At 66.2% G+C, this 26306-nt stretch carries 27 protein-coding genes; 18 read left to right on the forward strand and 9 right to left on the reverse strand.

The window, feature by feature from the left end; all coding sequences use genetic code 11:
* Positions 1-89 precede the first annotated feature (89 nt).
* Positions 90-425, reverse strand: a complete 336-nt coding sequence (locus AOA14_RS02170) for a hypothetical protein (protein WP_202988360.1) — start codon at positions 423-425, stop codon at positions 90-92.
* A gap of 73 nt (positions 426-498) precedes the next feature.
* A complete protein-coding gene (locus AOA14_RS02175) occupies positions 499-1290 on the reverse strand; it encodes an NUDIX hydrolase (RefSeq protein WP_062900593.1) in 792 nt (263 codons plus the stop codon).
* 125 nt (positions 1291-1415) lie between these two features.
* On the opposite strand from AOA14_RS02175, the gene AOA14_RS02180 reads away from it, so the two are divergent.
* On the forward strand, positions 1416-2045 hold the full coding sequence (locus AOA14_RS02180; protein ID WP_062902962.1) for a DUF4126 domain-containing protein: 630 nt from the start codon (positions 1416-1418) through the stop codon (positions 2043-2045).
* Positions 2046-2048: 3 nt separating this feature from the next.
* Here the strand turns inward: AOA14_RS02180 and AOA14_RS02185 are convergent, their stop codons facing one another.
* Positions 2049-3272, reverse strand: coding sequence for an NAD(P)/FAD-dependent oxidoreductase (locus AOA14_RS02185; protein ID WP_062900594.1), 1224 nt, complete (start codon positions 3270-3272; stop codon positions 2049-2051).
* A gap of 133 nt (positions 3273-3405) precedes the next feature.
* On the opposite strand from AOA14_RS02185, the gene AOA14_RS02190 reads away from it, so the two are divergent.
* Positions 3406-5217: a diguanylate cyclase gene (locus AOA14_RS02190; protein WP_062900595.1), complete on the forward strand. Its 1812-nt coding sequence runs from the start codon at positions 3406-3408 to the stop codon at positions 5215-5217.
* A gap of 39 nt (positions 5218-5256) precedes the next feature.
* Here AOA14_RS02190 and AOA14_RS02195 read toward each other — a convergent pair whose 3' ends face one another.
* The 5 genes from AOA14_RS02195 to AOA14_RS02215 form a co-directional block, all read right to left on the reverse strand.
* On the reverse strand, positions 5257-5883 hold the full coding sequence (locus tag AOA14_RS02195) for an SCO family protein (protein WP_062900596.1): 627 nt from the start codon (positions 5881-5883) through the stop codon (positions 5257-5259).
* Positions 5870-6355, reverse strand: a complete 486-nt coding sequence (locus AOA14_RS02200) for a copper chaperone PCu(A)C (protein WP_062900597.1) — start codon at positions 6353-6355, stop codon at positions 5870-5872. Before AOA14_RS02200 ends, AOA14_RS02195 begins: the two co-directional genes overlap by 14 nt.
* A gap of 170 nt (positions 6356-6525) precedes the next feature.
* Positions 6526-7029 carry a DUF2244 domain-containing protein gene (locus AOA14_RS02205; protein WP_202988361.1) on the reverse strand — a complete coding sequence of 168 codons (504 nt, stop codon included), beginning with the start codon at positions 7027-7029 and terminating at the stop codon, positions 6526-6528.
* A 77-nt stretch (positions 7030-7106) separates the two neighbouring features.
* A complete protein-coding gene (locus AOA14_RS02210; protein WP_082819792.1) occupies positions 7107-7517 on the reverse strand; it encodes a DUF2946 family protein in 411 nt (136 codons plus the stop codon).
* Between the two features lie 79 nt (positions 7518-7596).
* The gene (locus AOA14_RS02215) at positions 7597-8925 is read right to left on the reverse strand and encodes an MFS transporter (protein WP_003040213.1); all 1329 of its coding nucleotides are present in this window, start codon (positions 8923-8925) and stop codon (positions 7597-7599) included.
* Between the two features lie 188 nt (positions 8926-9113).
* Here AOA14_RS02215 and cyoA point away from each other — a divergent pair, with 188 nt between their 5' ends.
* The 13 genes from cyoA (at position 9114) to AOA14_RS02280 (ending at position 21145) form a co-directional block, all read left to right on the forward strand.
* The gene (gene cyoA / locus AOA14_RS02220; RefSeq protein WP_062900600.1) at positions 9114-10298 is read left to right on the forward strand and encodes a ubiquinol oxidase subunit II; all 1185 of its coding nucleotides are present in this window, start codon (positions 9114-9116) and stop codon (positions 10296-10298) included.
* Positions 10299-10318: 20 nt separating this feature from the next.
* A complete protein-coding gene (gene cyoB / locus AOA14_RS02225; RefSeq protein WP_062900601.1) occupies positions 10319-12328 on the forward strand; it encodes a cytochrome o ubiquinol oxidase subunit I in 2010 nt (669 codons plus the stop codon).
* A 3-nt stretch (positions 12329-12331) separates the two neighbouring features.
* Complete coding sequence (gene cyoC / locus AOA14_RS02230; protein ID WP_062900602.1) at positions 12332-12961, forward strand: cytochrome o ubiquinol oxidase subunit III; 630 nt, start codon at positions 12332-12334, stop codon at positions 12959-12961.
* The gene (cyoD, locus tag AOA14_RS02235; RefSeq protein WP_062900603.1) at positions 12958-13338 is read left to right on the forward strand and encodes a cytochrome o ubiquinol oxidase subunit IV; all 381 of its coding nucleotides are present in this window, start codon (positions 12958-12960) and stop codon (positions 13336-13338) included. The genes cyoC and cyoD overlap by 4 nt, the downstream gene beginning before the upstream one ends.
* Positions 13335-14060 (forward strand): SURF1 family protein, encoded by a 726-nt coding sequence (locus AOA14_RS02240; protein WP_062900604.1) that lies wholly within the window; start codon positions 13335-13337, stop codon positions 14058-14060. The genes cyoD and AOA14_RS02240 overlap by 4 nt, the downstream gene beginning before the upstream one ends.
* The gene (locus AOA14_RS02245) at positions 14057-15364 is read left to right on the forward strand and encodes an ATP-binding protein (RefSeq protein ID WP_062900605.1); all 1308 of its coding nucleotides are present in this window, start codon (positions 14057-14059) and stop codon (positions 15362-15364) included. Before AOA14_RS02240 ends, AOA14_RS02245 begins: the two co-directional genes overlap by 4 nt.
* Complete coding sequence (locus AOA14_RS02250; protein WP_062900606.1) at positions 15361-15891, forward strand: response regulator transcription factor; 531 nt, start codon at positions 15361-15363, stop codon at positions 15889-15891. The genes AOA14_RS02245 and AOA14_RS02250 overlap by 4 nt, the downstream gene beginning before the upstream one ends.
* Before the next feature lie 116 nt (positions 15892-16007).
* The gene (locus AOA14_RS02255; RefSeq protein ID WP_062900607.1) at positions 16008-16559 is read left to right on the forward strand and encodes a thermostable hemolysin; all 552 of its coding nucleotides are present in this window, start codon (positions 16008-16010) and stop codon (positions 16557-16559) included.
* A 1-nt stretch (position 16560) separates the two neighbouring features.
* Complete coding sequence (locus AOA14_RS02260; RefSeq protein WP_202988362.1) at positions 16561-18615, forward strand: AMP-binding protein; 2055 nt, start codon at positions 16561-16563, stop codon at positions 18613-18615.
* A complete protein-coding gene (locus tag AOA14_RS02265; protein WP_062900608.1) occupies positions 18602-19357 on the forward strand; it encodes an SDR family NAD(P)-dependent oxidoreductase in 756 nt (251 codons plus the stop codon). The genes AOA14_RS02260 and AOA14_RS02265 overlap by 14 nt, the downstream gene beginning before the upstream one ends.
* Positions 19358-19379: 22 nt before the next feature.
* On the forward strand, positions 19380-20024 hold the full coding sequence (locus AOA14_RS02270) for a tetratricopeptide repeat protein (RefSeq protein ID WP_186402636.1): 645 nt from the start codon (positions 19380-19382) through the stop codon (positions 20022-20024).
* Position 20025: 1 nt separating this feature from the next.
* Positions 20026-20646 (forward strand): class I SAM-dependent methyltransferase, encoded by a 621-nt coding sequence (locus tag AOA14_RS02275; RefSeq protein WP_238929713.1) that lies wholly within the window; start codon positions 20026-20028, stop codon positions 20644-20646.
* Between the two features lie 46 nt (positions 20647-20692).
* The gene (locus AOA14_RS02280) at positions 20693-21145 is read left to right on the forward strand and encodes a potassium channel family protein (RefSeq protein ID WP_062900609.1); all 453 of its coding nucleotides are present in this window, start codon (positions 20693-20695) and stop codon (positions 21143-21145) included.
* Between the two features lie 4 nt (positions 21146-21149).
* Here AOA14_RS02280 and AOA14_RS02285 read toward each other — a convergent pair whose 3' ends face one another.
* Positions 21150-22058: a hydroxymethylglutaryl-CoA lyase gene (locus tag AOA14_RS02285; protein WP_062900610.1), complete on the reverse strand. Its 909-nt coding sequence runs from the start codon at positions 22056-22058 to the stop codon at positions 21150-21152.
* Between the two features lie 137 nt (positions 22059-22195).
* Here AOA14_RS02285 and AOA14_RS02290 point away from each other — a divergent pair, with 137 nt between their 5' ends.
* The 3 genes from AOA14_RS02290 (at position 22196) to AOA14_RS02300 (ending at position 26225) form a co-directional block, all read left to right on the forward strand.
* Positions 22196-23362, forward strand: coding sequence for a CaiB/BaiF CoA transferase family protein (locus AOA14_RS02290; protein WP_062900611.1), 1167 nt, complete (start codon positions 22196-22198; stop codon positions 23360-23362).
* 161 nt (positions 23363-23523) lie between these two features.
* Positions 23524-25677 carry a prolyl oligopeptidase family serine peptidase gene (locus AOA14_RS02295; protein ID WP_409372275.1) on the forward strand — a complete coding sequence of 718 codons (2154 nt, stop codon included), beginning with the start codon at positions 23524-23526 and terminating at the stop codon, positions 25675-25677.
* Positions 25674-26225 (forward strand): GAF domain-containing protein, encoded by a 552-nt coding sequence (locus AOA14_RS02300; protein ID WP_238929714.1) that lies wholly within the window; start codon positions 25674-25676, stop codon positions 26223-26225. The genes AOA14_RS02295 and AOA14_RS02300 overlap by 4 nt, the downstream gene beginning before the upstream one ends.
* Positions 26226-26306: the final 81 nt, after the last annotated feature.

Below are 26306 nucleotides of genomic sequence, written 5' to 3' on the forward strand. Positions count from 1 at the left end.
CTGTCACCGCGCAGAAGACAGCCTGCAGAATCACAAAGGGCTCCGAGCAAAGCCCGGAGCCCTTTGGTATCGGTTTGACCCGGAGCCTGTTACGGGCTGGTCGGGCTGTCTTCGTTGTTATCCGAAGCGATGATGATACCGCCGATGATAGCCGCGAGAGCGACAACAGCGATGATCCAGCCGGAGCCTTCCAGCTTGCTTTCACCGTTGAGTTCCGAATTGGCGCGTGCCGAGTCGAACGACTGAGCCGAAGCGGCGATCGGCGCCGCAAGCATCGAGGTCGCCGCGAGGGAGATCGCAGCCTTCTTAAGCAGGTTCATCTTATTCTCCGTCCACTGGATATATCGTCTCGATCCACACCGCGAAATGGCTTCCCCGCCATGGACCTGCCCGATCGGTTTAAGCGTAATTGCCGTCGATTGCAATCACCATTTCCCTATTTCGGTACTAGTTAGGAAATTGCTAAATATTGCAAAAGTTGCGCAGCTGGTCGCGATTCTAACCCCGCCTGACTTGCTCGAACGCTTCGCTCGTCACGGGATAGCCCAGATGACCCGGAATGCACAGATGCGGGGTGCCGTCCCGCTCCTCTATCCACGGCGTTACCAGTTCGACCGGATAATTTTCCGCGTGGCGCGCGAAGCCCGCAAAATCGTCGGCCTGCGCGATTCGTTCGAGGTTGCGGCGCGTGGGAAAGATGACCGACACCTCGCCGCGATCGGCGAGCGTCAGCGTATCGCGGGCGCTGGACCAGAATATGTGGCTATGCTCGGCCTCCTCGACCGTCAGTTCGTGCCCGTGCGGCGGCGCCGCAACGGCATAGAAGCGTGTGTCGAAGGTTCGCGCTTCCTTGAAATTGGGGCACCAGCGCGCAAAGGGCACCAGCCCGCCGAGCTGGATCGGCGCCCCATGCGCGGCCAATATGTCCGACAGCAACGTGCCGCCCAGAAGCGCGCGGCGAACATCGGCAAGGTCGGGTTCGGCAAGGTTGGGCAGCCCGACGCCAAGCCCCGTTTCCTCAAGCGTTTCGCGCAACGCAGCGACCCGCGCCGCGCCTTCGGCCGGATCCTCGCCAAAGCCGTAACGCTCGGCGACCAGATGATCGTCGGGATCGACGCGACCGCCGGGAAAGACCACCGCCCCCGCCGCGAACGCCATGTTGCTCGCGCGTTTGACCATCAATATCTCGTCGGGATCATCGTTGCCGGAGGGCCGCATGATGACGAGCGTGGCGGCCGGGATGGCCCCGTCGGGTAGCTTGGGCGATTGCGGTGGCGCGAGATCGGTCATGAAAATTCGATAACTAGGCTTTGCGCGCTTGTCATCTGCCATTGCCGCCAGCGACGACGGCCCCATTGCCGCGGCATTCAAGAGGGTGCAAGATGCCGCAACTTGGCGCGGCCGGAGGCAAGGCAATGGGATTGGCCGAAATATTGGGGGTCGCGGGCAGCATCAGCCTGTTGTCGGGCTGGCGCCTCTACCTCACGATCCTGGCGACCGGCGTCGCGATGCATTTCGGCTGGCTGCCGCTGCCCGAACATTTGCAGGCGCTGCAGATATTGGCGAACCCCTGGGTCATGGGCGTCGCCGCAGTCGGTACGCTCGCCGAGTTTCTGGCCGACAAGATCGCGTGGGTCGACAGCATCTGGGACAGCGTACACGGTATTGTCCGCCCGCTCGGCGGCGCGTTGCTGACGCTCGCGCTCGTCGACAGCGCCGATCCGGCGTGGCAGATGATCGCTTTCATCCTCGGCGGCGGCGGCGCGCTCATCAGTCACAGCGCCAAGGCAACGACCCGCGCGGTGGTCAACATCAGCCCCGAACCCTATAGCAATGCCGCGGTATCAACCGGCGAAGACGTCGCGACGACGGGACTTCTCGCGCTGGTAATCGCCTTTCCCGCGGTCGCCATCGTCATTGCCCTATTGCTGCTGATCGCCGCTGTCCTCGTCATCATTGCGCTGCGAAAATTGCTCCGCAGCGTCAGAGGCGGGCTCAAACGCGCGCTCGGCGACCCCGCAGACGCCCCACCGCCCATCGTCTGAGCGTCAGGCGGTGAGCAATTCCTTGAGGGGCGTTTCGCCATCGGCGAGCTGCTCGGGGGTTGCGGTGGTGCCGGCGGTGACGAGCATGCGGCCCTGGACATAGTCTTTGGTGGCATTGACGCAGTCGAGCGCGATGACCTTGCCGGCCTTCAGGTAGACGACCGAGAAGCTGCGGCTGGCGGGATCGCCGCGCAGCACCGCCTGGTCGTGGTCCGTCGAGAGGCCGACAGTCTGGAGCTTGAGGTCATATTGGTTCGACCAGAACCAGGGGATCGCATGATAGGGCGCTTCGGCGCCGCAGATGCCCTTGGCCACGACATTCGCCTGGTCATTGGCATTCTGCACCGATTCGAGGCGGATCACCGCGCCTTCGGCAAAATCGTTCGCATGCGCCGCGCAGTCGCCGATCGCATAGATGTCGGGCAGGCTCGTCCGGCAGAGCGGATCGACCAGCACGCCGTTGCCGCCCTCGGCCCCCGCCGCGAGCAGCGGTTCGACCGCCGGCACGATGCCGATGCCGACGATGACGAGATCGGCGGGGATCACCGCGCCATCCGCCAGCCGCACGCCAGTGACATGCGTGTCGCCCTCGATCGCCGCGACCTGGGCGCCGAGCCGCAGGTCGACGCCATGAGCGCGGTGCTCCTTCTCGAAGAAGCGCGACAGATCCTTGCCCGCGACCCGCGCAAGCACGCGGTCCAGGGCCTCCAGCAGCACGACCTTCTTGCCCGCCTTGGTCAGCACCGCCGCCGCCTCCAGCCCGATATAGCCGCCGCCGATCACCACGATCTGCTGCGCGCTTTCCGAAGCCGCCTTCATCGCGTCGGCATCGGCGCGCGTGCGCACCCCCTGCACGCCGGGCAGGTCGCCGCCGGGGATCGGCAGCATCCGCGGATGGCCGCCGGTCGCCCAGACGAGCTTGCCATAGCCGATGGTCTCGCCGCCGTCGGTGGTGACGCGGTGCGCGGCCGGATCGACCGCCACGACGCGCTTGCCGAGCAGCATCGTCACGTCGCGCTCGTCCCAATAATTAGCGGGGCGCAGCTGGATGCGCTCGAACTCTTTCTCGCCTGCGAAATATTCCTTCGACAAGGGCGGCCGCTCATAGGGAAGCTCCGCCTCCTCCCCCACGATCGCTATGCTCCCGGTAAACTTCTGCGTCCGCAGCATGATTGCCGCCTGCGCGCCCCCGTGGCCCCCGCCAACTATCAACACGTCGAAGTTCATGGTCCGCCCATCTCCCGGATCGCTGCTTGCGCTGCGCGCCCCGTGACACGCACGGCGAGGCTGCGCAAGCGCGGGCTGCGCCGATCGCCGCATTAACATTTCCCAATCGATGCGATCCTATTAGGGGGGCAGCATGCGTTTGGCGACAATCACCAACTGGGCCTATGCCGCGACGGTCGTGCTGACGATCGCGTCGAGCACGACGATGCTGCTGGCCTCGAACGCGACCGACCGCGAACGGGCGGCGGTCGAGCAGCGATACCGGCTCGATCAGGCGACCGCGACGCTGGAGGAGGATGTTTTCCTGCTCAGCGACCGGGCGCGACAATATGTGAACACCGGCGATCCGACCTATCTGGTCGGCTATCGTTCCGAAGAGGCGGCGCTCAAATCGGTCGAGGAGCGCATTTCTCATATCGGCGATGCCGGGGCATCGACCGGCGAGATCGAAGCGTTGGCCGATGCGGTGCGGCTCGCCGATCTGCTCCATGACGAACAGCATGCGGCAGTCGCCTCGCACGAGGGCGGCGACGAAGCGAAAGCGCGGCAATTGCTGTTCGGTGCCGAATATGAACGCCAGCTCGACCGCGCCGAACTCGAACTCAAACGCTTCCGCGACCGGCTCGACGCGCGGGTCCAGTCGCAGGTCAATTCCGCGACCGAGGTGGCGCGGCTGTGGAAGGGCATTTCGGAGATCACGCTGGCGCTGACCGCATTACTGGTGCTGTGCGTGCTGTATTTCGTCTTCAAGCAGCGCGTGCTGCACCCGGTCGTCAAGCTGAGCGACGTCGTCAACCGGTTGGCGGCGCAGGACTTCGCCGCCGAGCCGCCCGCCTTCGACCAGGTCGACGAGATCGGTGACATGGCGCAGGCGATCCGCATTTTCCGCGAAAACGGGTTGGAACGGCAAAGACTGGAAAGCGAACGCGACGCCGATCGCGCGATGCGTGACCTGCTGTCGCGGATGACACAGCGGCTGCAGGGCTGCGACACGATGGACGATCTGAAAGACGTCGTGCAACGCTTTGTCCCCGAAATAACGCCGGGGCTTGCCGGGCGCCTTTATCTGCTCGACCGCCAGCGCAACATGGTGGTCGAGGCGTGCGGGTGGCAGAACGCCGGCCATTCGCGCGCAGAATTTTCGGCGCTCGCCTGCTGGGCGCTGCGCCGCGGACTGCCGCACCGTCCCGCGGGCGACAATGTCGATGTGCCGTGCGACCATGTCGACCGCAGCGATGCCGCGGCGCCCATCGACACGCTGTGCCTGCCGCTCACCGCGCAGCGCGAGACGCTGGGCCTCCTTTATTTCGAAGCGCCGGCGGGCAACCCCGGCGCGCTGTCCGGCCCCGAAATCTATCTCGATATGCTGGCGGAGAATATCGGGCTGGCGATCGCCAATCTGCAATTGCGCGAAACGCTGCGCGAATTGGCACTCGCCGACCCGCTGACCGGCCTGTCGAACCGCCGCCAGCTCGACCAGCTGCTCGGTATCCAGATCGCGCAAGCCGAACGGCTGGGGCAGGATCTGGGCTGCCTGATGATCGACGTCGATCATTTCAAGCGTTTCAACGACGTCCACGGACACGACGCGGGCGACACGGTGCTGCGCGAAGTCGGCAAGGTGCTGGCGGGCGTGAAGCGCGATGCGGGCCTCGCCTTTCGCTATGGCGGCGAGGAGTTCATGCTGCTCCTCCCCGGCCTGTCGGTCGAGGGCGCGACCGAGCGCGCCGAGGAAATCCGTACCCGCGTCGCCGCACTGGCGCTGGGATCGGAGGCTGGGAATATGGGGCCGGTAACGGTGTCGATCGGCGTTGCGATCACCCCGCTGCACTGCCCGCCCGACCGGCTGGTCCGCACCGCCGACGCCGCCCTGCTGCGCGCGAAGGCGATGGGCCGCGACCGGGTCGAGGTGGCGCAACAGCGCGATTCCTTCGCCGCGGTCTGACGGGCCGCGCCGCGAGGGCGCGGCCCGCCGAAGCCAGGATCAGGCAATGATGCGCTTCAGCTTTTCGAGCGCCGTCTTGTCATTCTCGTGATAGTCGATGGTGGTGACGAAGTGGCCGTCCTTGTCCATCAGATAGATGGCGGCGGTGTGATCGACCGTATAGTCGCCGCCCTCAATCGGCACCTTGCGGACATAGACGCCATATTCCTTCTGGATTTGGGCAAGCTGGGCATCGGTTCCGGTCGCCCCGATGATCGGCGTCTTGAACAGCGCGACATAGCTGCCGATGTCGGCGGGCCGGTCGTGCTGCGGATCGACCGAGACGAAGACGATGTCGAACTTCATCCCGTCGGGACCGAGTTGTTCGCGAAGCTGCGCCATGCGCGCGAGGCTGGTCGGGCAGACGTCGGGGCAGCGGGTGAAACCGAAGAAGATCGCGAAGGGCCGGCCCTTCAGCGTCCGGTCGGTGAGCGTCGAGCCATCGGCCGCGGTGAGCGTGAAAGGGCCGCCGATCGCGGTGCCGGCGGAGGCGGCCGGCGCGCTCTTGCTGCCGTCTCCGCCACCAACCGCCAATATGACGCCGAAGACTGCGGCGACGGCGACGAGCACCCACAGGATGCGACGAACGACGACCATCGGCGGGGTGCCGCCCTCAATGTCCGCCATGACCGCCCTCCATCGGTGCGGTCGATGCGATCGGTTGCACCTTGAAGCGCACGGCGACCTTCCCCTGCCGCGCGAAGACCAGCGTCGCGGGGATCATGTCGCCCTGCTTGAATGGCTTTTTGAGGCCCATGAACATGATGTGATAGCCGCCGGGCTTGAGTTCGAGCGTGCCACCCGCCGGGATGGCGAGGCCGCCGTTGACCCGGCGCATCCGCATCACCCCGTCCTCGACCTTCATCATGTGGATCTGGACGTCGGCGGCGGCGGGCGAAGTCGCCGAGATGAGCCGGTCTTCGGTCTTGCCCTTGTTCGTTATGGTCAGAAAGCCGCCGCCGGCCTTTTGCCCCGGCGCGGTTTCGCGCGACCAGGGGTGGCCGATGGCGAGCGCGCCGGCGGCGACGCCGTGCGCGAGCAGCGGCGGCGCGGCGACCAGCGCCGTTGCCGCCAACATGATGCGGATTGAAGGTTTCATCGAACGATCTCCTGTTGAAAAACTATTGTCTGCGCGGGATGCGCGGCGGCCCAGTTTTGAGCGGCTGCCGATCCGACCTGCATCAGCAGGCACAGACCGACAGCCGCCCAGCAGCGGCGGCGAAACCGGCGCAATGCGGCAATGCGGCGAGGCGGAGATGGGGCCATGTCCTACCTCATGTGGTTGCTTGCCGCGAGCGCACGGGCGAGGATCGGGGCGATCTCGCGCCGCTCGTCGAGGTTCAGGCAATGCCCGACCTCGAAGCGCTGCATTCGGTGGTGGAAGACGAGTCGGCAGTCGGTCGGCCCGCGCCGCTCCAGCTCGAAGCGAAGCCAATAGGACGGCAGGTCGACGGCCGCCCTGCTGCGCCCGCGCCAGACGAACCGGCCATCCGACAGTTCGAGCCATTCCTCGGGCGGCGGATTGCGCTGGTGCCATTCGAGCGCCAGCACCAGCGCCGCCATCGTCGACAACGCGAACAGCGGCACGAGCCAGCGCCCCTGCAGCGCTGGCAGGATCGCCATCGCCATGAACAGCAGGATCAGAACGGTAAAGGTCTCGCGCCCGTGCTCCGTCAGGCGCGACCGGTTCTCGCGCATGCGCAGGCGGATGCCATCGGGCGCATCGAACGCGGACGCTTCATCGTCCGCATGCCACCCCTCGGGACGGCGCATTATTTCGTACATGGACAATCTCCGGCAGGACCGCGCGATCAAGGCGCGCGGCTGTCCGACACAGCGGGTTCAGCGTGTCAGGCGTGCGCCGGAGGGCCGCGCAGCGGCGGGCGGAGACGGGAAAGACGACGCAGCGGCGGCACCGGAAGCGGCGCGAAACCGAGCGCGAACAGAAACGCGATCGCCGCAAGCAAAAACGCCGGATCGGCGGCGGCGACGGCGCCATGTGCGAGCGCGGTAAAGGCGCATTCGCCCTTGCCGCCATGCTTGGCGGGCACATCTTCGCTGCCCTTTTCGAAGGGAATCACGATCTGCTGCGCGAGCGCCTGACCGCCGGGGTCGGAACACAGGACGACGTCGATCGTCCGCGATGCATCATGGCCGGGCATATAGCCCGCGGGAACCAGCGCTTTCGAAAGCAACGCCAGCGCGACCAGCCACATGGCCAGCCCGCGATGACGTGCAATCCAGGCGCGTACCCCCGTCATTGGTCCCCTTTACGCTGGCGCGCGACGCTTGTCACCGGCCGCGCGTACCGCGGCGGCCGGACAAATTGTCTCAGGCCGATCAGCCGATGGTGCGCGCCAGTTCGCGGTTGAGCCACAGGGCGACGAGCGTGCCGACCGCGCCCGACAACAGATAGCCGCCGGCGGCGATCAGGCCGAAGCTGCTCGACAGCCAGAGCGCGACCATCGGCGCGAAGCCCGCGCCGAACAGCCAGGCAAGGTCCGAGGTGAAGGCCGATCCGGTGTAGCGGTGCCGCGGCAGAAATTCGGACGAGAGCGCACCCGACGACTGGCCGAACGACAGCCCGAGCAGCGCGAAGCCCAGGATCATGAACACCGCCTCGCCCGCTTCGCCCGCGTCGAGGAGTTGCGGCGCGAAGCCGCTGAACGCGGCGATGGCAGCGGCGGTCGCGCCCAGCACGGTGCGGCGGCCGAAGCTGTCGGCGAGCCGGCCCGACGCGATGATCGCGAGCACGCCGACGAACGCGGCCACCGCCTCGATCATCAGGAAGCGCGCCGGTGTTTCCTCGGTGAACAGGAACACCCACGACAGCGGGAAAACCGTAACCATATGGAAGAGCGCAAAGCTGGCGAGCGGCGCGAAGGCGCCGGTCAGGATGACCTTCCATTCCGACCGTACCGTTTCGGTGAGCGGCGCGGGTTCGAGCGACTTGTCCTCGAACAGTGCGGCATATTCGGGCGTGACGACGATGCGTAGCCGAGCGAAAAGCGCGACGACGTTGATCGCGAAGGCGACGAAGAAGGGATAGCGCCAGCCCCAGTCGAGGAAATCCTGCGCGGGCAGCGCCGAGATCAGGAACATGAAGAGCAGGCTTGCGACGATCAGGCCGAGCGGGGCGCCGAGCTGCGGAATCATCGCATACCAGCCGCGCTTGCCCGCCGGCGCGTTGATCGCGAGGAGCGAGGCAAGCCCGTCCCACGACCCGCCGAGCGCCACGCCCTGGCCCATGCGGAACAGCGCGAGGAGCAGCGCGGCGCCGATACCGATGGATTCATAGCCGGGCAGGAAGGCGATCGCTGCCGTCGACCCGCCGAGCAGGAACAGCGCGGTCGTCAGCTTTGCGCCGCGGCCATAGGCGCGGTCGATCGCGGTGAAGATCACCGTGCCGACGGGGCGCGCGACGAAGGCGAGCGCGAAGATCGCGAAGGACCAGAGCGTCCCCTGCAGCGGATCGAGCTGCGGAAAGATCAGCTTCGGGAACACCAGCACCGATGCGATCGCATAGACGAAGAAGTCGAAAAATTCCGACGTGCGCCCGATGACCACGCCGATGGCGATCTCTCCCGGCGCGATCGGATGGCCGTCATCGTGAAGCGCGCGGGCGTCCCGTTCGGCCTGGGTGGTGGTGGGCGCGGTATCGGCAGACATGGATAGGCGGTCCTGCATCGGGCGCCGCCGCCGGCATGCGCGACGGGCATGCACGGAGGGATGGCGCGAGTCGGGTTATAGGGCGCGGCGCCCCTTCATGAAAATGCCCCTGCGTCATTGATCACGATCAAGGGATTGGACAAAATGTCCTATGTGCGGTGCAGCAAAGCGGGCCTAGGCGCGCCGCCATGCCAGAAAAGCTCTCCCGTCCGTCCACCCGATTCCGGTTGCTGCCGCTGCTCGCGGTGTTTCCGCTGCTCGCCGGTTGCAACATGGTCGTGCTCGATCCTGCGGGCGACGTCGCCCAGCAGCAGGGCAATCTGATCCTGGTTTCGACCGTGCTGATGCTGCTCATCATCGTGCCGGTGATGGCGCTGACGATCTTTTTCGCCTGGCGCTATCGCGCCGCGAACAAGGCCGCGACCTACAAGCCCGACTGGGACCATTCGACGCAGCTTGAGCTGGTGATCTGGGCAGCGCCGCTGCTCATCATCATCTGTCTGGGGGCGGTGACATGGGTCGCGACCCATTTGCTCGATCCCTATCGCCCGCTGGCGCGCACCGCGCCGGGTCAGCCGGTCGCGGCGGCGACACAGCCGATCGACGTGCAGGTTGTCGCGCTCGACTGGAAATGGCTGTTCATCTACCCCGAACAGGGCATTGCGACGGTAAACGAGCTGGCGCTGCCCGCGCATCATCCGGTGCGGTTCCGCATTTCGGCATCGTCGGTGATGAACAGCTTTTACATCCCCGCGCTTGCCGGCCAGATTTATGCGATGCCGGGCATGGAGACGAAGCTCCACGGCGTCTTCAACCAGACCGGCGACTTCACGGGCTTTTCGGCCAATTATTCGGGCGCCGGCTTTTCGAACATGCGCTTCGCGGTGAAGAGCCTCGACGATGCTGGTTTCGCCGCCTGGGTCGCCGCCACAAAGGCCGAGGGCAAGACGCTCGACCGCAACGCCTATCTCGCGCTCGAAAAGCCCAGCGAAAGGGCGCCCGTACAGCGCTTCGCGGCGGTCGAACCGCAGCTATTCGACGCCGTGGTCAACATGTGCGTCGAAGCCGGCAAGATGTGCATGCACGACATGATGTCGATCGACGCCGCGGGCGGTGCCGGCATTGCGGGCATCCACAATGTTCGCAGCCTGGCCTATGACAAGTTCGCCGCGCGCGGCTCCGAGCCCGGATATTGGGGCAAGCGCTATGTCGCCGCGCTGTGCAGTGCGCCGCTGATGGCGAAGGCCGACACCCCCGACGCCGCGCCGGCGAGCCAGGCGCCGCTGACGGGCGCCGGCCTGCCCAGCCCCGGCAAGCGCGCCGCACCCGCGCAGACCGCGCTCAACGCCGCCTCGCCCCGCCCGCTTTCCTGATTTTTGTCGCCGAGATCGCCATGACCCCGCACCCCGCCCCCGAAACCGGCCCTTTCCTCGGCCGCCTGTCGCTCGACGCGATTCCGATCCACGAACCGATCCTGATCTTCACTTTCGCCGCGGTGGTGATCGGCGGGATCGCGGTGCTCGGCCTGATCACCAAATTTCGCCTCTGGGGCTATTTGTGGAAAGAGTGGTTCACCACCGTCGACCACAAGCGCATCGGGATCATGTACATGATCCTGGGGCTGATCATGTTCCTGCGCGGCTTTGCCGACGCGATCATGATGCGGTTGCAGCAGGCGATGGCGTTCGGCGGGTCCGAAGGCTATCTGAACGCGCACCATTATGACCAGATCTTCACCGCGCACGGGGTGATCATGATCTTCTTCGTGGCGATGCCCTTCATCACCGGCCTGATGAACTATATCGTCCCGCTGCAGATCGGCGCGCGCGACGTCAGCTTTCCCTTCCTCAACAATTTCAGCTTCTGGATGACGACCGCGGGCGCCGTGCTCGTCATGATCTCGCTGTTCGTCGGCGAGTTCGCGCAGACGGGCTGGCTGGCCTATCCGCCGCTGTCGGGCATCGCCTACAGCCCCAATGTCGGGGTCGATTATTATATCTGGGCGCTGCAGATCGCGGGGGTCGGCACCACGTTGTCGGGGATCAACCTGATCGTCACCATCCTGAAGCTGCGTGCGCCCGGCATGGGCCTGATGAAGATGCCGGTCTTCACCTGGACCAGCCTGTGCGCGAACATCCTGATCGTCGCGTCCTTTCCCGTGCTGACCGCGGTGCTCGCGCTGCTGACGCTCGACCGCTATCTCGGCACCAACTTCTTCACCAACGACTTCGGCGGATCGCCGATGATGTATGTGAACCTGATCTGGATCTGGGGGCACCCCGAAGTCTATATCCTGATCCTGCCGCTATTCGGCGTGTTCAGCGAAGTGACCTCGACCTTTTCGGGCAAGAAGCTCTTCGGCTATACCTCGATGGTCTATGCGACGATCGTCATCACGATCCTGAGCTACCTCGTCTGGCTGCACCATTTCTTCACCATGGGATCGGGCGCGAGCGTCAACAGCTTCTTCGGGATCACGACGATGGTGATCTCCATCCCGACGGGCGCCAAGCTCTTCAACTGGCTGTTCACCATGTACCGCGGCCGCATCCGTTTCGACCTGCCGATGATGTGGACGGTGGCCTTCATGCTGACCTTCGTGGTCGGCGGGATGACCGGCGTGCTGCTCGCGGTTCCGCCCGCCGACTTCGTGCTGCACAACTCGCTGTTCCTGATCGCGCATTTCCACAATGTCATCATCGGCGGCGTCCTGTTCGGCCTGTTCGCGGCGATCAACTATTGGTGGCCCAAGGCCTTCGGCTTCAAGCTTAACGTCTTCTGGGGCAAGATCAGCTTCTGGTGCTGGGTCGTCGGCTTCTGGCTTGCCTTCATGCCGCTCTATATACTCGGCCTGATGGGGGTGACCCGCCGGATGCGCGTGTTCGACGATCCCAGCCTGCAAATCTGGTTCGTCATCGCCGCCATCGGCGCCGCCGTCATCGCGGCGGGGATCGCCGCCATGCTCGTCCAGTTTGCGGTCAGCATCTGGAAGCGCGACGAACTGCGTGACGAAAGCGGCGATCCGTGGGGTGGCCGGACGCTCGAATGGGCCACCAGTTCGCCGCCGCCCGACTATAATTTCGCTTTCACGCCGGTGATCCACTCGCTCGACGCATGGCACGACATGAAGACGCGCGGTGCCGAGCGACCGGTCGGCGGCTTCCGCGACATCCATATGCCGAGCAACACCGGCGCCGGGATCATCCTTGCGGGGATCAGCCTGGTGATGGGTTTCGCGCTTGTCTGGCATATCTGGTGGCTCGCCGCGCTAGGCTTCGTCGGCCTGGTCGGCGGTGCGATCACCCACACCTTCAACTACAAGCGCGACTTCCATATCCCCGCCGCGACAGTGGCCGAGGTCGAGGATGCGCGCACCCGCCAGCTTGCGGCGGCCGGAGCCTGATCGATGAGCAGCACCACCCTCCCCGCCGTGGGCGAAGCGCCCGCCTTCTACGAACTCGACGAGCATCCCCATCCCGAAGGGCACAGCACGATGCTGGGCTTCTGGATCTATCTGATGAGCGACTGCCTCATCTTCGCGATCCTGTTCGCCTGCTATGCGGTGCTCGGCGGCAATTATGCCGCGGGGCCGGCACCCAAGGATCTGTTCGATCTGAAGCTGATCGCGCTCAACACCGCGATGCTGCTCCTTTCGTCGATCACCTATGGCTTCGCCGTGCTCCAGATGCAGCAGGGCAAGGTGAAGGGGACTCAGTTCTGGCTGGCGATCACCGGTCTGTTCGGCCTCGCCTTCCTGAGTATCGAGCTATACGAATTCCACCATCTGATCGAACTTGGCGCGACGCCGCAGCGCAGCGCCTTTCTGTCGGCCTTCTTCACGCTGGTCGGGACCCACGGGCTGCACGTGACCTTCGGGATCATCTGGCTGGTGACCCTGATGATCCAGCTCGGCAAGCATGGGCTGATCGCCGCGAACAAGCGTCGCGTCATGTGCCTGTCGATGTTCTGGCACTTCCTCGACGTCGTGTGGATCGGCGTCTTCACGATCGTCTATCTGATGGGAATGCTGCGATGAGCGCGAACCACGACCACCACGCCGCCGACCACGCGCATCACGAGATCGAGATGCCGCACGCGTCGATGCGCGATTATGCGATCGGTTTCGTCCTGTCGGTGATCCTGACCGCCATCCCCTTCTGGATGGTGATGACGATGCCGCTGTCGACCGGTGTGACCGCGGCGATCATCATGGGCTTCGCGGTGGTTCAGATCGTCGTCCACATGGTGTATTTCCTGCACATGACGCCGAAGGCGGAGGGCGGCTGGTCGATGACCTCGCTGCTGTTCACGATCATCGTCGTCGTGATCATGCTGGCGGGGTCGCTATGGGTGATGCACCACCTCAACACCAATATGATGCCGATGCCGCACGACATGAGCCAGTTGCCGTGACCCGGCCGCGCCGCGCGGCCTTTGCCGCGGCGGCGCTGGTCGTGGCGGCGCTGCTCGCGGCGCTGGGCGTCTGGCAGCTCGAACGGCGCGAGTGGAAACATGCGCTGGTCGCGGCGGTCGATGTGCGCATCCACGCCGCCCCCGTTCCCGCGCCACCACCGGCCGCATGGCGCGGCATCGACGCGGCCCACGACGCCTATCGCCGCGTCACCGCGACGGGCCGCTTTCGCCACGACCGCGAGACGCTGGTTCAGGCGGTCACCGATCGCGGTGCCGGCTATTGGGTGATGACGCCGCTCGAAACGCCCGGCTTCACGCTGCTCGTCAATCGCGGCTTCGTGCCGCGCGAGCGCCGCGATCCGGCAACGCGCGCCGCGGGCAATACCGCCGGACCTACGACGGTAACCGGACTGCTGCGGGTGACCGAGCACGGCGGCGGCTTCCTGCGCGCCAATGATCCCCACGCGAACCGCTGGTATTCGCGCGACGTCGCCGCGATCGCAGCGGCGCGCGGTCTCGGCCGCACCGCGCCCTATTTCGTCGATGCCGACGCTGCGCCGAACCCCGGCGGCCTGCCCGTGGGCGGGCTGACCGTCGTCAAATTCCCCGACAATCATCTGGTCTATGCGCTGACCTGGTTCGCGCTGATGCTGCTCGCGCTGTTTTTTACCTGGCGGCTGTGGCGTCCGGGCGCCGATGCGTCCAATATGCCGGACGAATGAGCGAAGCCACGGCCCCACCGATCGCGCTTCCGGCGGCCGACGCCGGCCAGCGGAACATGTCGCTGCTGATCCAGCTGCGCTGGATCGCGGTCGGCGGCCAGCTCGCGACGATCGAGGTCGTCAACGGGCTGATGGGCATCAAACTGCCGCTTGCGCCGCTGCTCGGCGCGATCATCGTCCTCATCGCGATCAATCTCGCCAGCCTCGCGCGGCTACGCGGCGGCCATTCGGTCGCCAACCGCGAGCTGACGGCGGTGCTGCTGTTCGATGTCGCGGCGCTGGGGTGGCAGCTTCACCATAGCGGCGGCCTCACCAACCCCTTCGCCTCGCTGTTTCTGCTTCAGGTGGTGATGGGCGCGATCCTGCTCACGCCGCGTTCGTCCTGGGCCGTGGTGGCGGGCGCGATCGTTGCGATGGTCGCGCTGCGCATCGATCCGACGCCGCTCGTCCTGCCGCAACCCTATGCCGCCGATCCGCTGGCGCTCTATCTCAAGGGCAGCCTCGTCTGCTTCCTGTTGATCGCGGTGCTGCTCGTCGCCTTCGTCACGCGGATGAGCCGCAACCTGCGCGAACGCGATGCGGCGCTGGCCACCGCCAGCCAGCGCGCGGCGGAGGAGGATCATATCGTTCGCATGGGCCTGCTCGCCTCGGGCGCCGCACACGAACTCGGGACGCCGCTGTCGACGCTTTCGGTGCTGATCGGCGACTGGCGCGCGGCGCCGCGGTTGGCGGACGACACCGAATTGCAGGAGGATCTGGCGGACATGGATGCGGCGGTCGGCCGCTGCAAATCGATCGTCAGCGGCATTCTGATGTCGGCGGGTGAAGCGCGCGGAATCGCACCGCAGCTAACGACTGCGCGCCGTTTCGTCACCGACATCGTCGACGACTGGCGCGCCGGGCGCCTGCCTGGCACGCTCGATTTCAGCGACCGGATCGGTCCCGATGTCGATATCGTCTCCGACCCCGCGCTGCGTCAGGTGATCGACAATGTCATCGACAATGCGGCCGAAGTCTCGCCCGACTGGATCGGACTCAGCGCACTGCGCGACGGCGAGATGCTGGTGATCGAGATCGCCGACCGCGGCCCCGGATTCGATCCCACTATGCTCGAGACGATCGGTCAGCCCTATCGGTCGACCAAGGGCCGCCCCGGCGGCGGGCTCGGCCTGTTCCTACTGGTCAATGTCGTGCGCAAGCTGGGCGGTCTGGTCAGCGCCGACAACCGCGATGCGGGGGGTGCGGTGGTGCGGATCACGCTGCCGATCGCGGCGATCGCGCGGGGCGAAGGGAGAAGGGGATGACCGAACGGCGCCTGCTAATCGTCGAAGACGACGAAGCCTTTGCGCGGACGCTGAAGCGGTCGTTCGAACGGCGCGACTATGATGTGCGGGTGGCGCATGGGCCCGAGGGGCTGGATGAGCTGCTCGCCGGATTCCATCCAGATTTCGCGGTGGTCGACCTGAAGCTCGGCGCCGCATCGGGTTTGGGCTGCGTCCAGACGCTGAGCGCCTTCGACCCTGCGATGCGCATCGTCGTCCTGACGGGATTCGCCAGCATCGCCACCGCGGTCGAGGCGATCAAGCTCGGCGCCTCCTATTATCTCGCCAAGCCGTCGAACACCGACGATATCGAAGCCGCCTTCGGCCGCGCCGAGGGCAATGTCGACGCGCCCCTCGACGGGCGCCAGTCCTCGATCAAGACCGTCGAATGGGAGCATATCCACCAGACGCTCGTCGAAACCGGGTTCAATATTTCCGAAGCCGCCCGCCGCCTCGGCATGCACCGCCGCACGCTGGCGCGAAAGCTGGAAAAGCGGCAGGTTCGCTGAACGCGGGCACCGCCGGTTTGCCGCCGTTTCGGGGCGCCCCACCGGAAAATTTTCGCATTCCTTTGCGGGGTGCGTGTCATCGCGGCGTCTCATCCCTGTAACATAGGGAGATTGGCATGACGCCAGGCGACGACTTCGGAATGATCCGCCAACGGTATCGCGATTGCTTCGCTGCCGAACTGTCCCCCGGCTTTTCCGACTATATTCATCGTCCTGGTAGCGACGGATCGACCGCCGCGCTGGGCTATGCGCGCGCCGCCGATGCGCCACTATTTCTGGAAGCCTATCTCGATGCGCCCGTCGAAGAGCTGGCGTCGATCGCGCTGGACCGGCCCGTTGCGCGCCGCCAGATCGTCGAGATCGGCAATCTGGCAGCCGTCAATCCGCTGGCGATGATCGCGCTTTGGGGCGCGGCGGCGAACGATCTTGCCGCGCTTGGCGATGTCGCGGTCGCGACGCTGACCGCCCCGCTGCGCGCCATGTTTCGCCGCATCGGCATCCCGATCGCCGCCATCACCCCTGCCCGCGGTGAGCGGCTGGGATCGGCGGCATCGGCGTGGGGACGCTATTACGATCAGGATCCGTGGGTCTGCGCCGGCAGCATCGCCGACGGGCAAGCCGCCATCAACAGCTTCCTCGAACGCCGCGCCGCGCGGCAGGCGGCCTGACATGACCATATTCGACATTCTGACCGCCCAGGCGGCCGCGCGCCCCGATGCCGTCGCCATCGATGCGCTCGACGGCCAGCCGCTGCCCTATGGCGCACTGCGCGATCGCGTCACGGCGCGTATCGCCGACCTCGCGCCGCGACTGCAACTGGGCGTCCCGGTCGCGTTGCAGCGCGACCATGGCCGCGAAAGCGCCGAACTGGAACTCGCGCTCCTCGCGGCCGCCATTCCGGTGCTGTCGCTTCCCGGCTTCTTCACCGCCGACCAGTCGCGCCACGCCACCGGCCTGTGCGGGGCCGTACCCGATCCGACGATCCGTTCCGTCGGGTCGGGCAAGCCCCGCCAGTCCGCGCCCGTCCCCCTCCCCGGTGGGACGGCGCGGATCAGCTTCACCTCGGGGTCGACTGGCACGCCCAAGGGCATCTGCCTTTCGGCCGACCATATGCTCACCGTCGCCCGCGCGATCGTCGCCGCGGTCGGGACCGAGCACGCCGGACGGCACCTCGCACTGTTGCCGCCGGGCATCCTGCTGGAAACGGTGGCGGGCTTTTTCCCGACGCTGATCGCGGGCGGCACCTATGTCTGTCCGCCGCAGGCCGAGATCGGGATGGCCGACCCCTTTCGGCCCGATTTCGCCAGGGCGGTCCGCCTGATCGCCGAACAGCGCATCACCTCGCTGATCCTGGTTCCCGAATATCTCGACGGCATCGTTCGCGTCATGGAGGCGGCGGATATCCGCCTGCCGCTTTTGACGCTGGTCGCGGTCGGCGGTGCGCGCACCCCTGTCCCCTTGGTGGAGCGCGCCCGCCGACTCGGCCTGCCCATCCGGCAAGGCTATGGCCTGACCGAATGCGCATCGGTCGTGTCCCTGCAGGACGCAGCCGATGACGATCCGACGTCGGTCGGCCGACCGCTTTCCCATATGCAGGCGCGTGTAGCCGACGATGGCGAGATCGTGCTCGAGGGTCCGATCTGCCTCGGCGCGGTCGGCGGCGCTGCGCCGCACGCGCCGCTCCACACCGGCGACATCGGCACGATCGACGCCGCGGGACGGCTGCACATCGACGGGCGGAAATCGAGCCTGATCATCACCAGTTTCGGCCGCAATATCTCGCCCGAATGGGTCGAGGCTGCGCTCACTCGGCAACCGGCGATCGCGCAGGCAATGGTGTGGGGCGACGGCCGACCGGCGCCCGAAGCGCTGATCGTGCCGGCCCATGCCGACGCCGATCTGGATGCCGCGGTCGCCGCCGCCAATGCCCTGCTGCCGGCCTATGCCCGCGTCCGCAGCTGGCGCGAAGCCGCGCACTTCACACCGATGAACGGGCAGCTCACCGGCAACGGCCGCCTGCGCCGCGCCGCGATTGCCGCCGCCTATCTGGACGGCACGGCCGACTTTTTCACCGAACTCGAGGCGCAAACGGTGCGCGAGCGCCTGCGCTTCCTGACCATTCCGCAATTGCAGGCGGGACTGACGGGCACGATCACGCGCGACGTGTACCTCGCCTATCTGGCGCAAGCCTATCACCATGTCAGCCACACCGTCCCGCTGATGCAGGCGGCGCGCGCGCGGCTCGGCGGACGCCCTGCGATCGTGGCCGCGCTCGACGATTATATCGCCGAGGAAACCGGCCACGAGGAATGGATATTGTCCGACATCGCGGTTGCCGGCGGCGACGCCGCGGCGGTGCGCGCCAGCGCACCTGCGCCCGCAACGGCCGCAATGGTCGATCACGCCTATCGCCGGATTGCGACGGGCAATGCCATGGCCTTTTTCGGCATGGTCTATGTCCTTGAAAGCGTCAGCGTAGCGCTGGCGACGCGCGGCGCCTCGGCGGTCGCGAAGAATCTGGGACTGCCGCCGCAGGCCTTCACCTATCTGACCTCGCACGGGGCGCTCGATCAGGATCATATGGCCTTTTTCGCAGAGCTCGTGAACGGGCTCGACGATCCCGCCGACCGCGCGGCGATCCTGGGGATGGCGCGCGAGATGTTCGCGCTTTTCGGCGGGGTTTTCGCGGGCATCGAAATGGAACCGGCGCGTGCGGCGGCTTGACGGACAGCGAGTCGCCATCACCGGCGCCGCTGGCGGCCTCGGCGCCCCCGTCGCCATTCTGCTTGCGCAGGCTGGTGCCCATACGATCGGTATCGACCGCAGCGAAAGCACCGCGTGCCACGACAGCATCGTCACCGATCTTTCCGACGACGATGCGCTCGCCGCGCTGGCCGAACGGCTGGCGGGCGACACCCCCGATATATTGATCAACATCGCCGGGGTCATGCGATTCGGCCTGCACGAAAGCCAGCCCGTCGAGGCGCTGGCGCTGTGTTACCGGATCAATCTGCTCGTTCCCGCGGTGCTCGCCCGGGCGGTCGCGGCGCCCATGCGGCAGCGCGGGAGCGGGCAGATTGTCAATATCGGATCCGTGCTTGGCGCTATCCCCTACCCCTGGTTCGCCGCCTATTCGAGCAGCAAGGCCGGGCTCGCCGCGTTCAGCCAGGGATTGCGGCGCGAATTGGGCGGCAGCGGCGTCAGCGTGACGCACGTCAATCCGCGCGCCGCGCGCACCGCCTTCAACAATGCCGAGGTCAACCGCTTCCTCGAAATTACCGGCATGAAGGCCGATGCCCCCGAATGGGTCGCGCAGCGGATCGTCGCCGCGATCCTTGCCCGGCACCCCACGCTCAGCATCGGCGCGATGGAGCGCGTCTATGCCGCGCTCAATGCCATTTCGCCGCGGCTGATCGACACCGGCCTCGCGCCGCAGATCCGGCGCGCCCGCGCAGAATTTTCGTGAAGCACGACAAAGGAGTAGCCCGATGAAACTGCAGATGACGCGCGCCGCGGCGGTCGCGGCGATGGTGCTCGCGGCCGTGCCGGCCGTGGTGATGGCCGGTGCCGCCGAAGATGTGAAGTCGATCAACGACGGCTGGGCGCACATCGTATACGAGGTGCACGGATCGAGCACCCAGACCAAGGCACTCGACGCGCTCGCCAAGCAGGCCGCCGTGCTGGTCGCCCGCTATCCCGGCCGCGCCGAACCTTTACTGTGGCAGGGCATCGTCACCAGCGAGCAGGCGAACCGCGCCAACATCTTTCACAAGCTGGGCCTTGCGACGCGCGCGCGCGACATCATCGCCCGCGCCTATGCGCTCGATCCGCATGCCGCCAAGGGCGGCGCGGCGATGAGCCTGGGCGTCCTCTATTACAAGGTGCCGGGATCGCCGATCGGCTTCGGCGACACCGACAAGGCGCGCAAGCTGCTGAAGGAAGCGCTCGCGCAGGATCCGGGCGGGCTCGACGCCAATTATTTCTACGGCGACTTCCTGCTCGATCAGGGCGACAAGGCTGGCGCCCGCGCCTTTCTGCAAAAGGCTTTGCGCGCGCCGCACGATGGCACGCGGCCCGTGTGGGATGCCGGACGCCGCCGCGAGGTGCAGGCGCTGCTCGCCAAGACGCGCTGACATGGCAGCCCGCATGGCCGCCGCCTTCGCGGGACAGCTCGCGCGCCCGCGCGGTATCGCAGGGCGGCTGCTCGGCCGGGCAATGGATCTGGCGAACCGCCGGCCGACGCGGCTCGCGATCGACCTGCTGGCGCCGCGCGCGGGCGAACGCGTCATCGACATCGGGTGCGGGACCGGCGCCGCGCTTGCGGCGGTGCGGCGCCGCGCCGACGTGGACGCTGCGGGGATAGACCCGTCGCCCGTCATGGCCGCGATGGCCGCGACCCGGCTGGGAGAGGGCGCCGATATACGCTGCGCCGAGCTTGCCGCGATGCCCTTTCCGCCGACCTCGTTCGACGCCGCGCTGCTGCTTAACATGCTTTATTTCTGCGATCCCGACGGCCGCGACCTTGCGCCTCTCCACCGGATATTGCGGCCCGGTGGCCGCGCGGTCGCCTATGTCACGCACCGCGACACGATGCGCGACTGGTCTTTCACACGCGTCGGCTTGCACCGGCTTTATGACGAGGCGGCGCTGGAGCGCATCTTCATGGGCGCGGGCTTCGCGCACAATCGCATCACGATCGCGCGCGTCGCAATCACCCCTTCGATTACGGGGTTGCTCGCGCGGGCCGCGCGCTAGGGTCAAAGCCGCTTGCGCGCGGAAGGCAATCTGGGTGAATAGGCGCATGACGCTTATCCATCAGCTCATGCTCGCCACGCTCGTCGTCGGGACGACGGTCATCGTGCACCTTGTGGGGCTGGCGATCCTGCTCGCGGTCCTGCGCCGCTATCGCCGCGCCGAGCGCCGCGTCCTGATCGTTCTGCTGAACGGTGCCGCGATCCTGGTCGCCGCTTTCGGGCTGTTTGCGCTGCATTCGGTCGAGATATGGATATGGGCGGGGGTGTTCCAGTGGCTCGGCGCCTTCGCCGATTTCGAGCATGCGCTCTACTTTTCAACCTCGACCTATGTGACGATCGGATATGGCGATATCGTCCTGCCGCCCGGTCTCCGCATCCTGGGCGCGATCGAGGGGGCGAGCGGCATCATCCTGATCGGCTGGTCGACCGCCTTCTTCTTCTCGATCGTCGATCGCATGAAATTGCTCGAACGCCATTTCGACGCCGACCATCCCCGCTGAGCGCTCAGGACGCCGGAAAGGCCGGCGCCTTGCTGACCATCGCGGGCAGCGGACGCCCCATCACCCCGGTGAACCATGCCGCCGCCTCGACGAGGTCCAAGAGCGCGAGACCGGTCGCGATGCCGCTGCGTTCGAGCATATAGACGACATCCTCGGTCGCCACATTGCCCGCCGCGCCCGGCGCGAAGGGACAGCCGCCGAGCCCACCGAGCGAGGCATCGACGATCGTCGCCCCTGCGGCGACCGCCGCCCAGACATTGGCAAGCCCCGACCCGCGCGTGTTGTGAAAATGCACGCGCACCGGCAGCGGCCCAACCGCTTCGCGCACGCGCGCGACCGTTTCGGCGACCTGTGCAGGCACCGCGACGCCGATGGTGTCGGCGAGCGCAATCTCGCGCGGCTGCGCATCGGCGACGCGCTTTGCCATGTCGATGACGCGCCCCATCGGAATCTCGCCCGCAAAAGGACAGCCGAAGGCGGTGGCGATGGTGATCTGTGCGCTCCGTCCCGCGGCATGGGCGAGCTCGACTATTTCGATCGCCGCCGCGAGCGATTCGTCGGAGCTTTGCCCCTGGTTGCGGATGCCGAAGGCGTCGCTGGTGACGCAGACCGCGCCCAGCTCGTCGATCCGCCCCGTCGCCAGCGCACGCTTGGCGCCGCGACGGTTCAGCACCAGCCCGATATAGATAACATCGTCGCGATCGGGCAGCATCGCGACCAGCTGCTCGGCATCGGCCAGCTGCGGAACGCGGCTGGGATTGACGAAGCTCGTCACCTCTATCCGCCGCGCGCCATAGGCGATGGCGCGGCGGACCAGCTCGGCCTTGTCGGCCGTCGAAACGACGGTCTTTTCATTCTGCAGCCCGTCGCGCGGTCCGACTTCGACCATTTCGATGCGGGTTTTGCTGGCCATTTTCGCGCCTCGGTTCAAATGCTGTTAAAGCGGGGTTGAAAATTACATAGTATTCTAAGTATAAAGAGTCCATGGGCTGCGTTCGACGGGTCGCCGGCTAGGGCGACTTAGAGGATCGGAGCCGCGAAAGGAACGACATGACAGACAGCAACAGCGGCGGGGGAGCGCTGGACGGCCTTCGGGTGGTCGAAATGGGCCAATTGATCGCGGGCCCGTTCTGCGGCCAGCTTCTCGGCGACATGGGCGCCGAAATCGTCAAGCTGGAGCCGCCCGAAACGGGCGACCAGATGCGCCATTGGGGCCAGGGCGACCGGCCGAGCTGGTGGCGCGTCATCGCGCGCAACAAATATTCGGTCGCCGTCGACCTACGCAGTGCGGAAGGCCAGCAGCTCGCCCGCGACCTCATCGCCAAAGCCGACATATTGATCGAGAATTTTCGCCCCGGCACGCTCGAAAAATGGAACCTCGACCCCGCAGAGCTGCGCAAGACCAATCCGGGCCTGATCGTCGTGCGCGTATCGGGCTATGGCCAGACCGGCCCCTATTCGGCGCGCGCCGGATTCGGCGGCATCGGCGAAGCGATGGGCGGCTGGCGTGGTATCGTCGGCTATCCCGACCTGCCGCCCGCGCGCATGGGCGTGTCGATCGGCGACACCCTGGCCGCGACCTATGGCTGCCTCGGCGCGCTCGCGGCGCTGCATCACCGCAACAAGACCGGCGAGGGCCAGATCGTCGACTCGGCGCTTTACGAGGCGGTGTTGCAGGTGATGGAATCGACCGTCGCCGATTATTCGGCGAGCGGCACCAAGCGGCGGCGCACCGGGTCGACCCTGCCCGGCATCGCGCCGTCGAACGTATATCCCTGCAAGGACGGCGAATATCTGATCGGCGCCAATCAGGACGCCGTTTTCGCGCGGCTTGCCGCGGCGATGGGCCGCCCCGAACTTGCGAGCGACGAGCGCTATGCGACCCACCGCGCGCGCGGTGCGCGGCAGGAGGAACTCGACGCGCTGATCGGCGAATGGACGCGCACGATGACGATCGCCGAACTGGAGGCGAAGATGATCAAGGCGAGCGTCCCCGCCGGCCGCGTCTATGATGCCGAGGATATGCTCGCCGACCCCCATTTCGCGGCGCGCGAGGCGCTCGTCACCGTTTCCGACGCCGAATTGGGCGAGGTGACGATGCAGGGTGTCTTCCCCAAATTGTCGGACACGCCGGGCAGCGTGCGGCGCCCCGCCCCGCTCACTGTTGGTCAGGACAGTGCCGACGTTCTCGAGCGGTGGCTCGGCCGCCCGGCCTAGGGTCGAACGGGCAGCAGAAGAGACGCGCGGGCGCCTTTACGCCCCGAACGCTGGTGGCATGGCCGCGCCGCGATCTTCCTTGCAAATCCCCTTGCCCGTCAAAAAGCGATGCTTACAGTGTCGCGCACGATTATTACCCGAACAATGAGGATCGCCTTGCCATGCCCCGTAGCAAATTTCGCGCGCCGCTCGCGCTGGTCGCCCTGTTCATGACGCCCGCGGCGGCGCAGGCGGCCGAAGACGCCGCGGCGGCGGCGCCTGCGCCCGCGCTGCCCTATCCGGCCACCGAACGCGGCGACACCGTCGATCCGCAGTTCGGCGTCAATGTCGCCGACCCCTATCGCTGGCTGGAAGACGATGTTCGCGTCAATCCGAAGGTCGCAACCTGGGTCGCCGAGCAGAACAAGGTGACCGACGCCTATCTGGCGACGCTGCCCGGCCGCGATGCGTTCAAGGCGCGGATGACCGAGCTTTACAATTACGAACGCTTCGGCCTGCCGCGCAAGGCGGGGTCGCGTTATTTCTACACGCGCAACGACGGGTTGCAGCCGCAATCGGTGCTGACGGTGCGCGAAGGGCTGACCGGCGAAGGCCGCGTGCTGATCGATCCCAACACATGGGCCAAGGACGGCGCGACCGCGCTCGCCGAATGGACGCCGTCGGAAGACGGCAAATATCTGCTCTATTCCGTGCAGGATGGCGGCACCGACTGGCGTATCGTGCGCGTGATGGACGTCGCGACGGGCAAGGATACCGCCGACGAGATCCGCTGGGTCAAATTCTCGTCGCTCGATTGGGCGAAGGACGGCAGCGGCTTTTACTATTCGCGCTTCCCCGAACCCAAGGAAGGCGAGGCCTTTCAGTCGCTCAACGAAAATCACGCGGTCTATTTCCACAAGCTCGGCACGCCGCAGAGCGCCGACGTGCTGATCCATGCGACGCCCGACCAGCCCGAACTCAATCACGGCGCGCTCGTCACCGATGATGGCCAATATGTCCTCGTCGTTTCGTCCAAAGGGACCGACGAACGCTTCGGCCTGACACTGCATCCGGTGAAGGGCGGCAAGGCGATCACGCTGGTCGACGATTATGCGAACAATTGGGAATATGTGACCAACCAGGGCACGCGCTTCACCTTCCTCACCAACAAGGATGCGCCGCGTCAGCGCCTTGTTTCGCTCGACATTCGCAAGCCCGCGGCGCTCACCCAGATCGTCGGCGAACAGGAGGGGACGCTGGTCGGCGCGTCGCGCGTCGGCGACCGCATCATCCTGTCCTACCTCGGCGATGCCAAGTCGGAGGCCCGGATGGTCGCGCTCGACGGCAAGCCGGTGGCGAACATCAATCTCGGCGAGATCGGCACCGCGAGCGGTTTCGGCGGCAAGCCCGGTGATCCTGAAACCTTCTACGCCTTCTCCAGCTTTGCGCAGCCCACGACCATCTATCGCCTTGATACGGTAAGCGGGAAGAGTGAGATTTTCGAGGCGCCGAAACTGACCTTCGATCCCAAGGATTTCACGGTCGAACAGCGTTTCTACACGTCGAAGGACGGCACCAAGGTGCCGATGTTTCTGGTGATGAAAAAGGGGCTCGACCGGTCGAAGGGATCGCCGACTTTGCTCTATGGCTATGGCGGTTTCAACGTGTCGCTGACCCCCGGCTTTTCGCCCACGCGGCTCGCCTGGGCCGACAAGGGCGGGGTCGTCGCGATCGCGAACCTGCGCGGCGGCGGCGAATATGGCAAGGCGTGGCACGACGCCGGTCGGCTCGCCAACAAGCAGAATGTCTTCGACGATTTCATCGCGGCCGGCGAATATCTGATTGCTGAAGAAATCACCGGCCAGGGCGAACTGGCGATCGAGGGCGGGTCGAACGGCGGCCTGCTGGTCGGCGCCGTCACCAACCAGCGCCCCGACCTGTTCGCGGCCGCGCTGCCCGCTGTGGGTGTGATGGACATGCTGCGCTTCGATCGCTTCACCGCGGGCCGCTACTGGACCGACGATTATGGCTATCCGTCGAAAGAGGCCGATTTCCGCAATCTGCTGAGCTATTCGCCCTATCATAATATCAAGGGCGGCCGCACCTATCCGGCGATCCTGGTGACGACCGCCGACACCGACGATCGCGTCGTACCGGGTCACAGCTTCAAATATACCGCCGAGCTGCAGCACGAGGATATCGGCTCCAAGCCGCACCTGATCCGCATCGAGACGCGCGCCGGCCATGGCTCGGGCAAGCCGACAGACAAGATCATCGCCGAGGCGGCGGACAAATATGCCTTCGCTGCCAAATGGACCGGCCTCGACGTTGAATGATCGCGCGGCGGCGGCGGACGATAGCGTTCGCCGCCGCCCACCAGCCGAAAGCCATCGCCTTGTCCTACGCCCTCTCCTTCACCGCCACCGATCCTGCCGCGCTGTGGGCGGAGGCGGCCGACGCCGCCGCCGGTCTCGTCGCGGGTGAGCCCGATGCGATCGCCAATATGGCCAATGTCGCGGCGCTGATCTGGCAGGCTGTTCCCGATCTCAATTGGGCGGGCTTCTACCGCTTCGACGGCACCGAACTGGTGCTCGGCCCGTTCCAGGGCAAGGCGGCGTGCATCCGCATCCCGCTCGACAAGGGGGTGTGCGGCGCCGCGGCGCGGCTGCGCAAGACGCAGCGGGTCGAGGATGTCCACGCCTTTCCCGGGCATATCGCCTGCGATGCGGCCAGCCGCAGCGAGCTGGTGGTGCCGATCGTCGCCGAAGGCCGCCTGATCGGCGTGCTCGACCTCGACAGCCCCTCGCCCGCGCGCTTCACGGCCGACGATCAGGCGGGCGCCGAAGCGCTGATCGCTCGCATCGCCGCCGCGCTCGCGGGTTAAAGCTGCGTCAAAATGGGACGCGATCCGCACGGTTAACGGATTCGCGGAAAAGCGCCGATTTTGCTAACAGACTGTTAACCA

It is taken from the genome of Sphingopyxis terrae subsp. terrae NBRC 15098 (genome assembly GCF_001610975.1).
In the GTDB taxonomy this organism is placed as follows: domain Bacteria; phylum Pseudomonadota; class Alphaproteobacteria; order Sphingomonadales; family Sphingomonadaceae; genus Sphingopyxis; species Sphingopyxis terrae_A.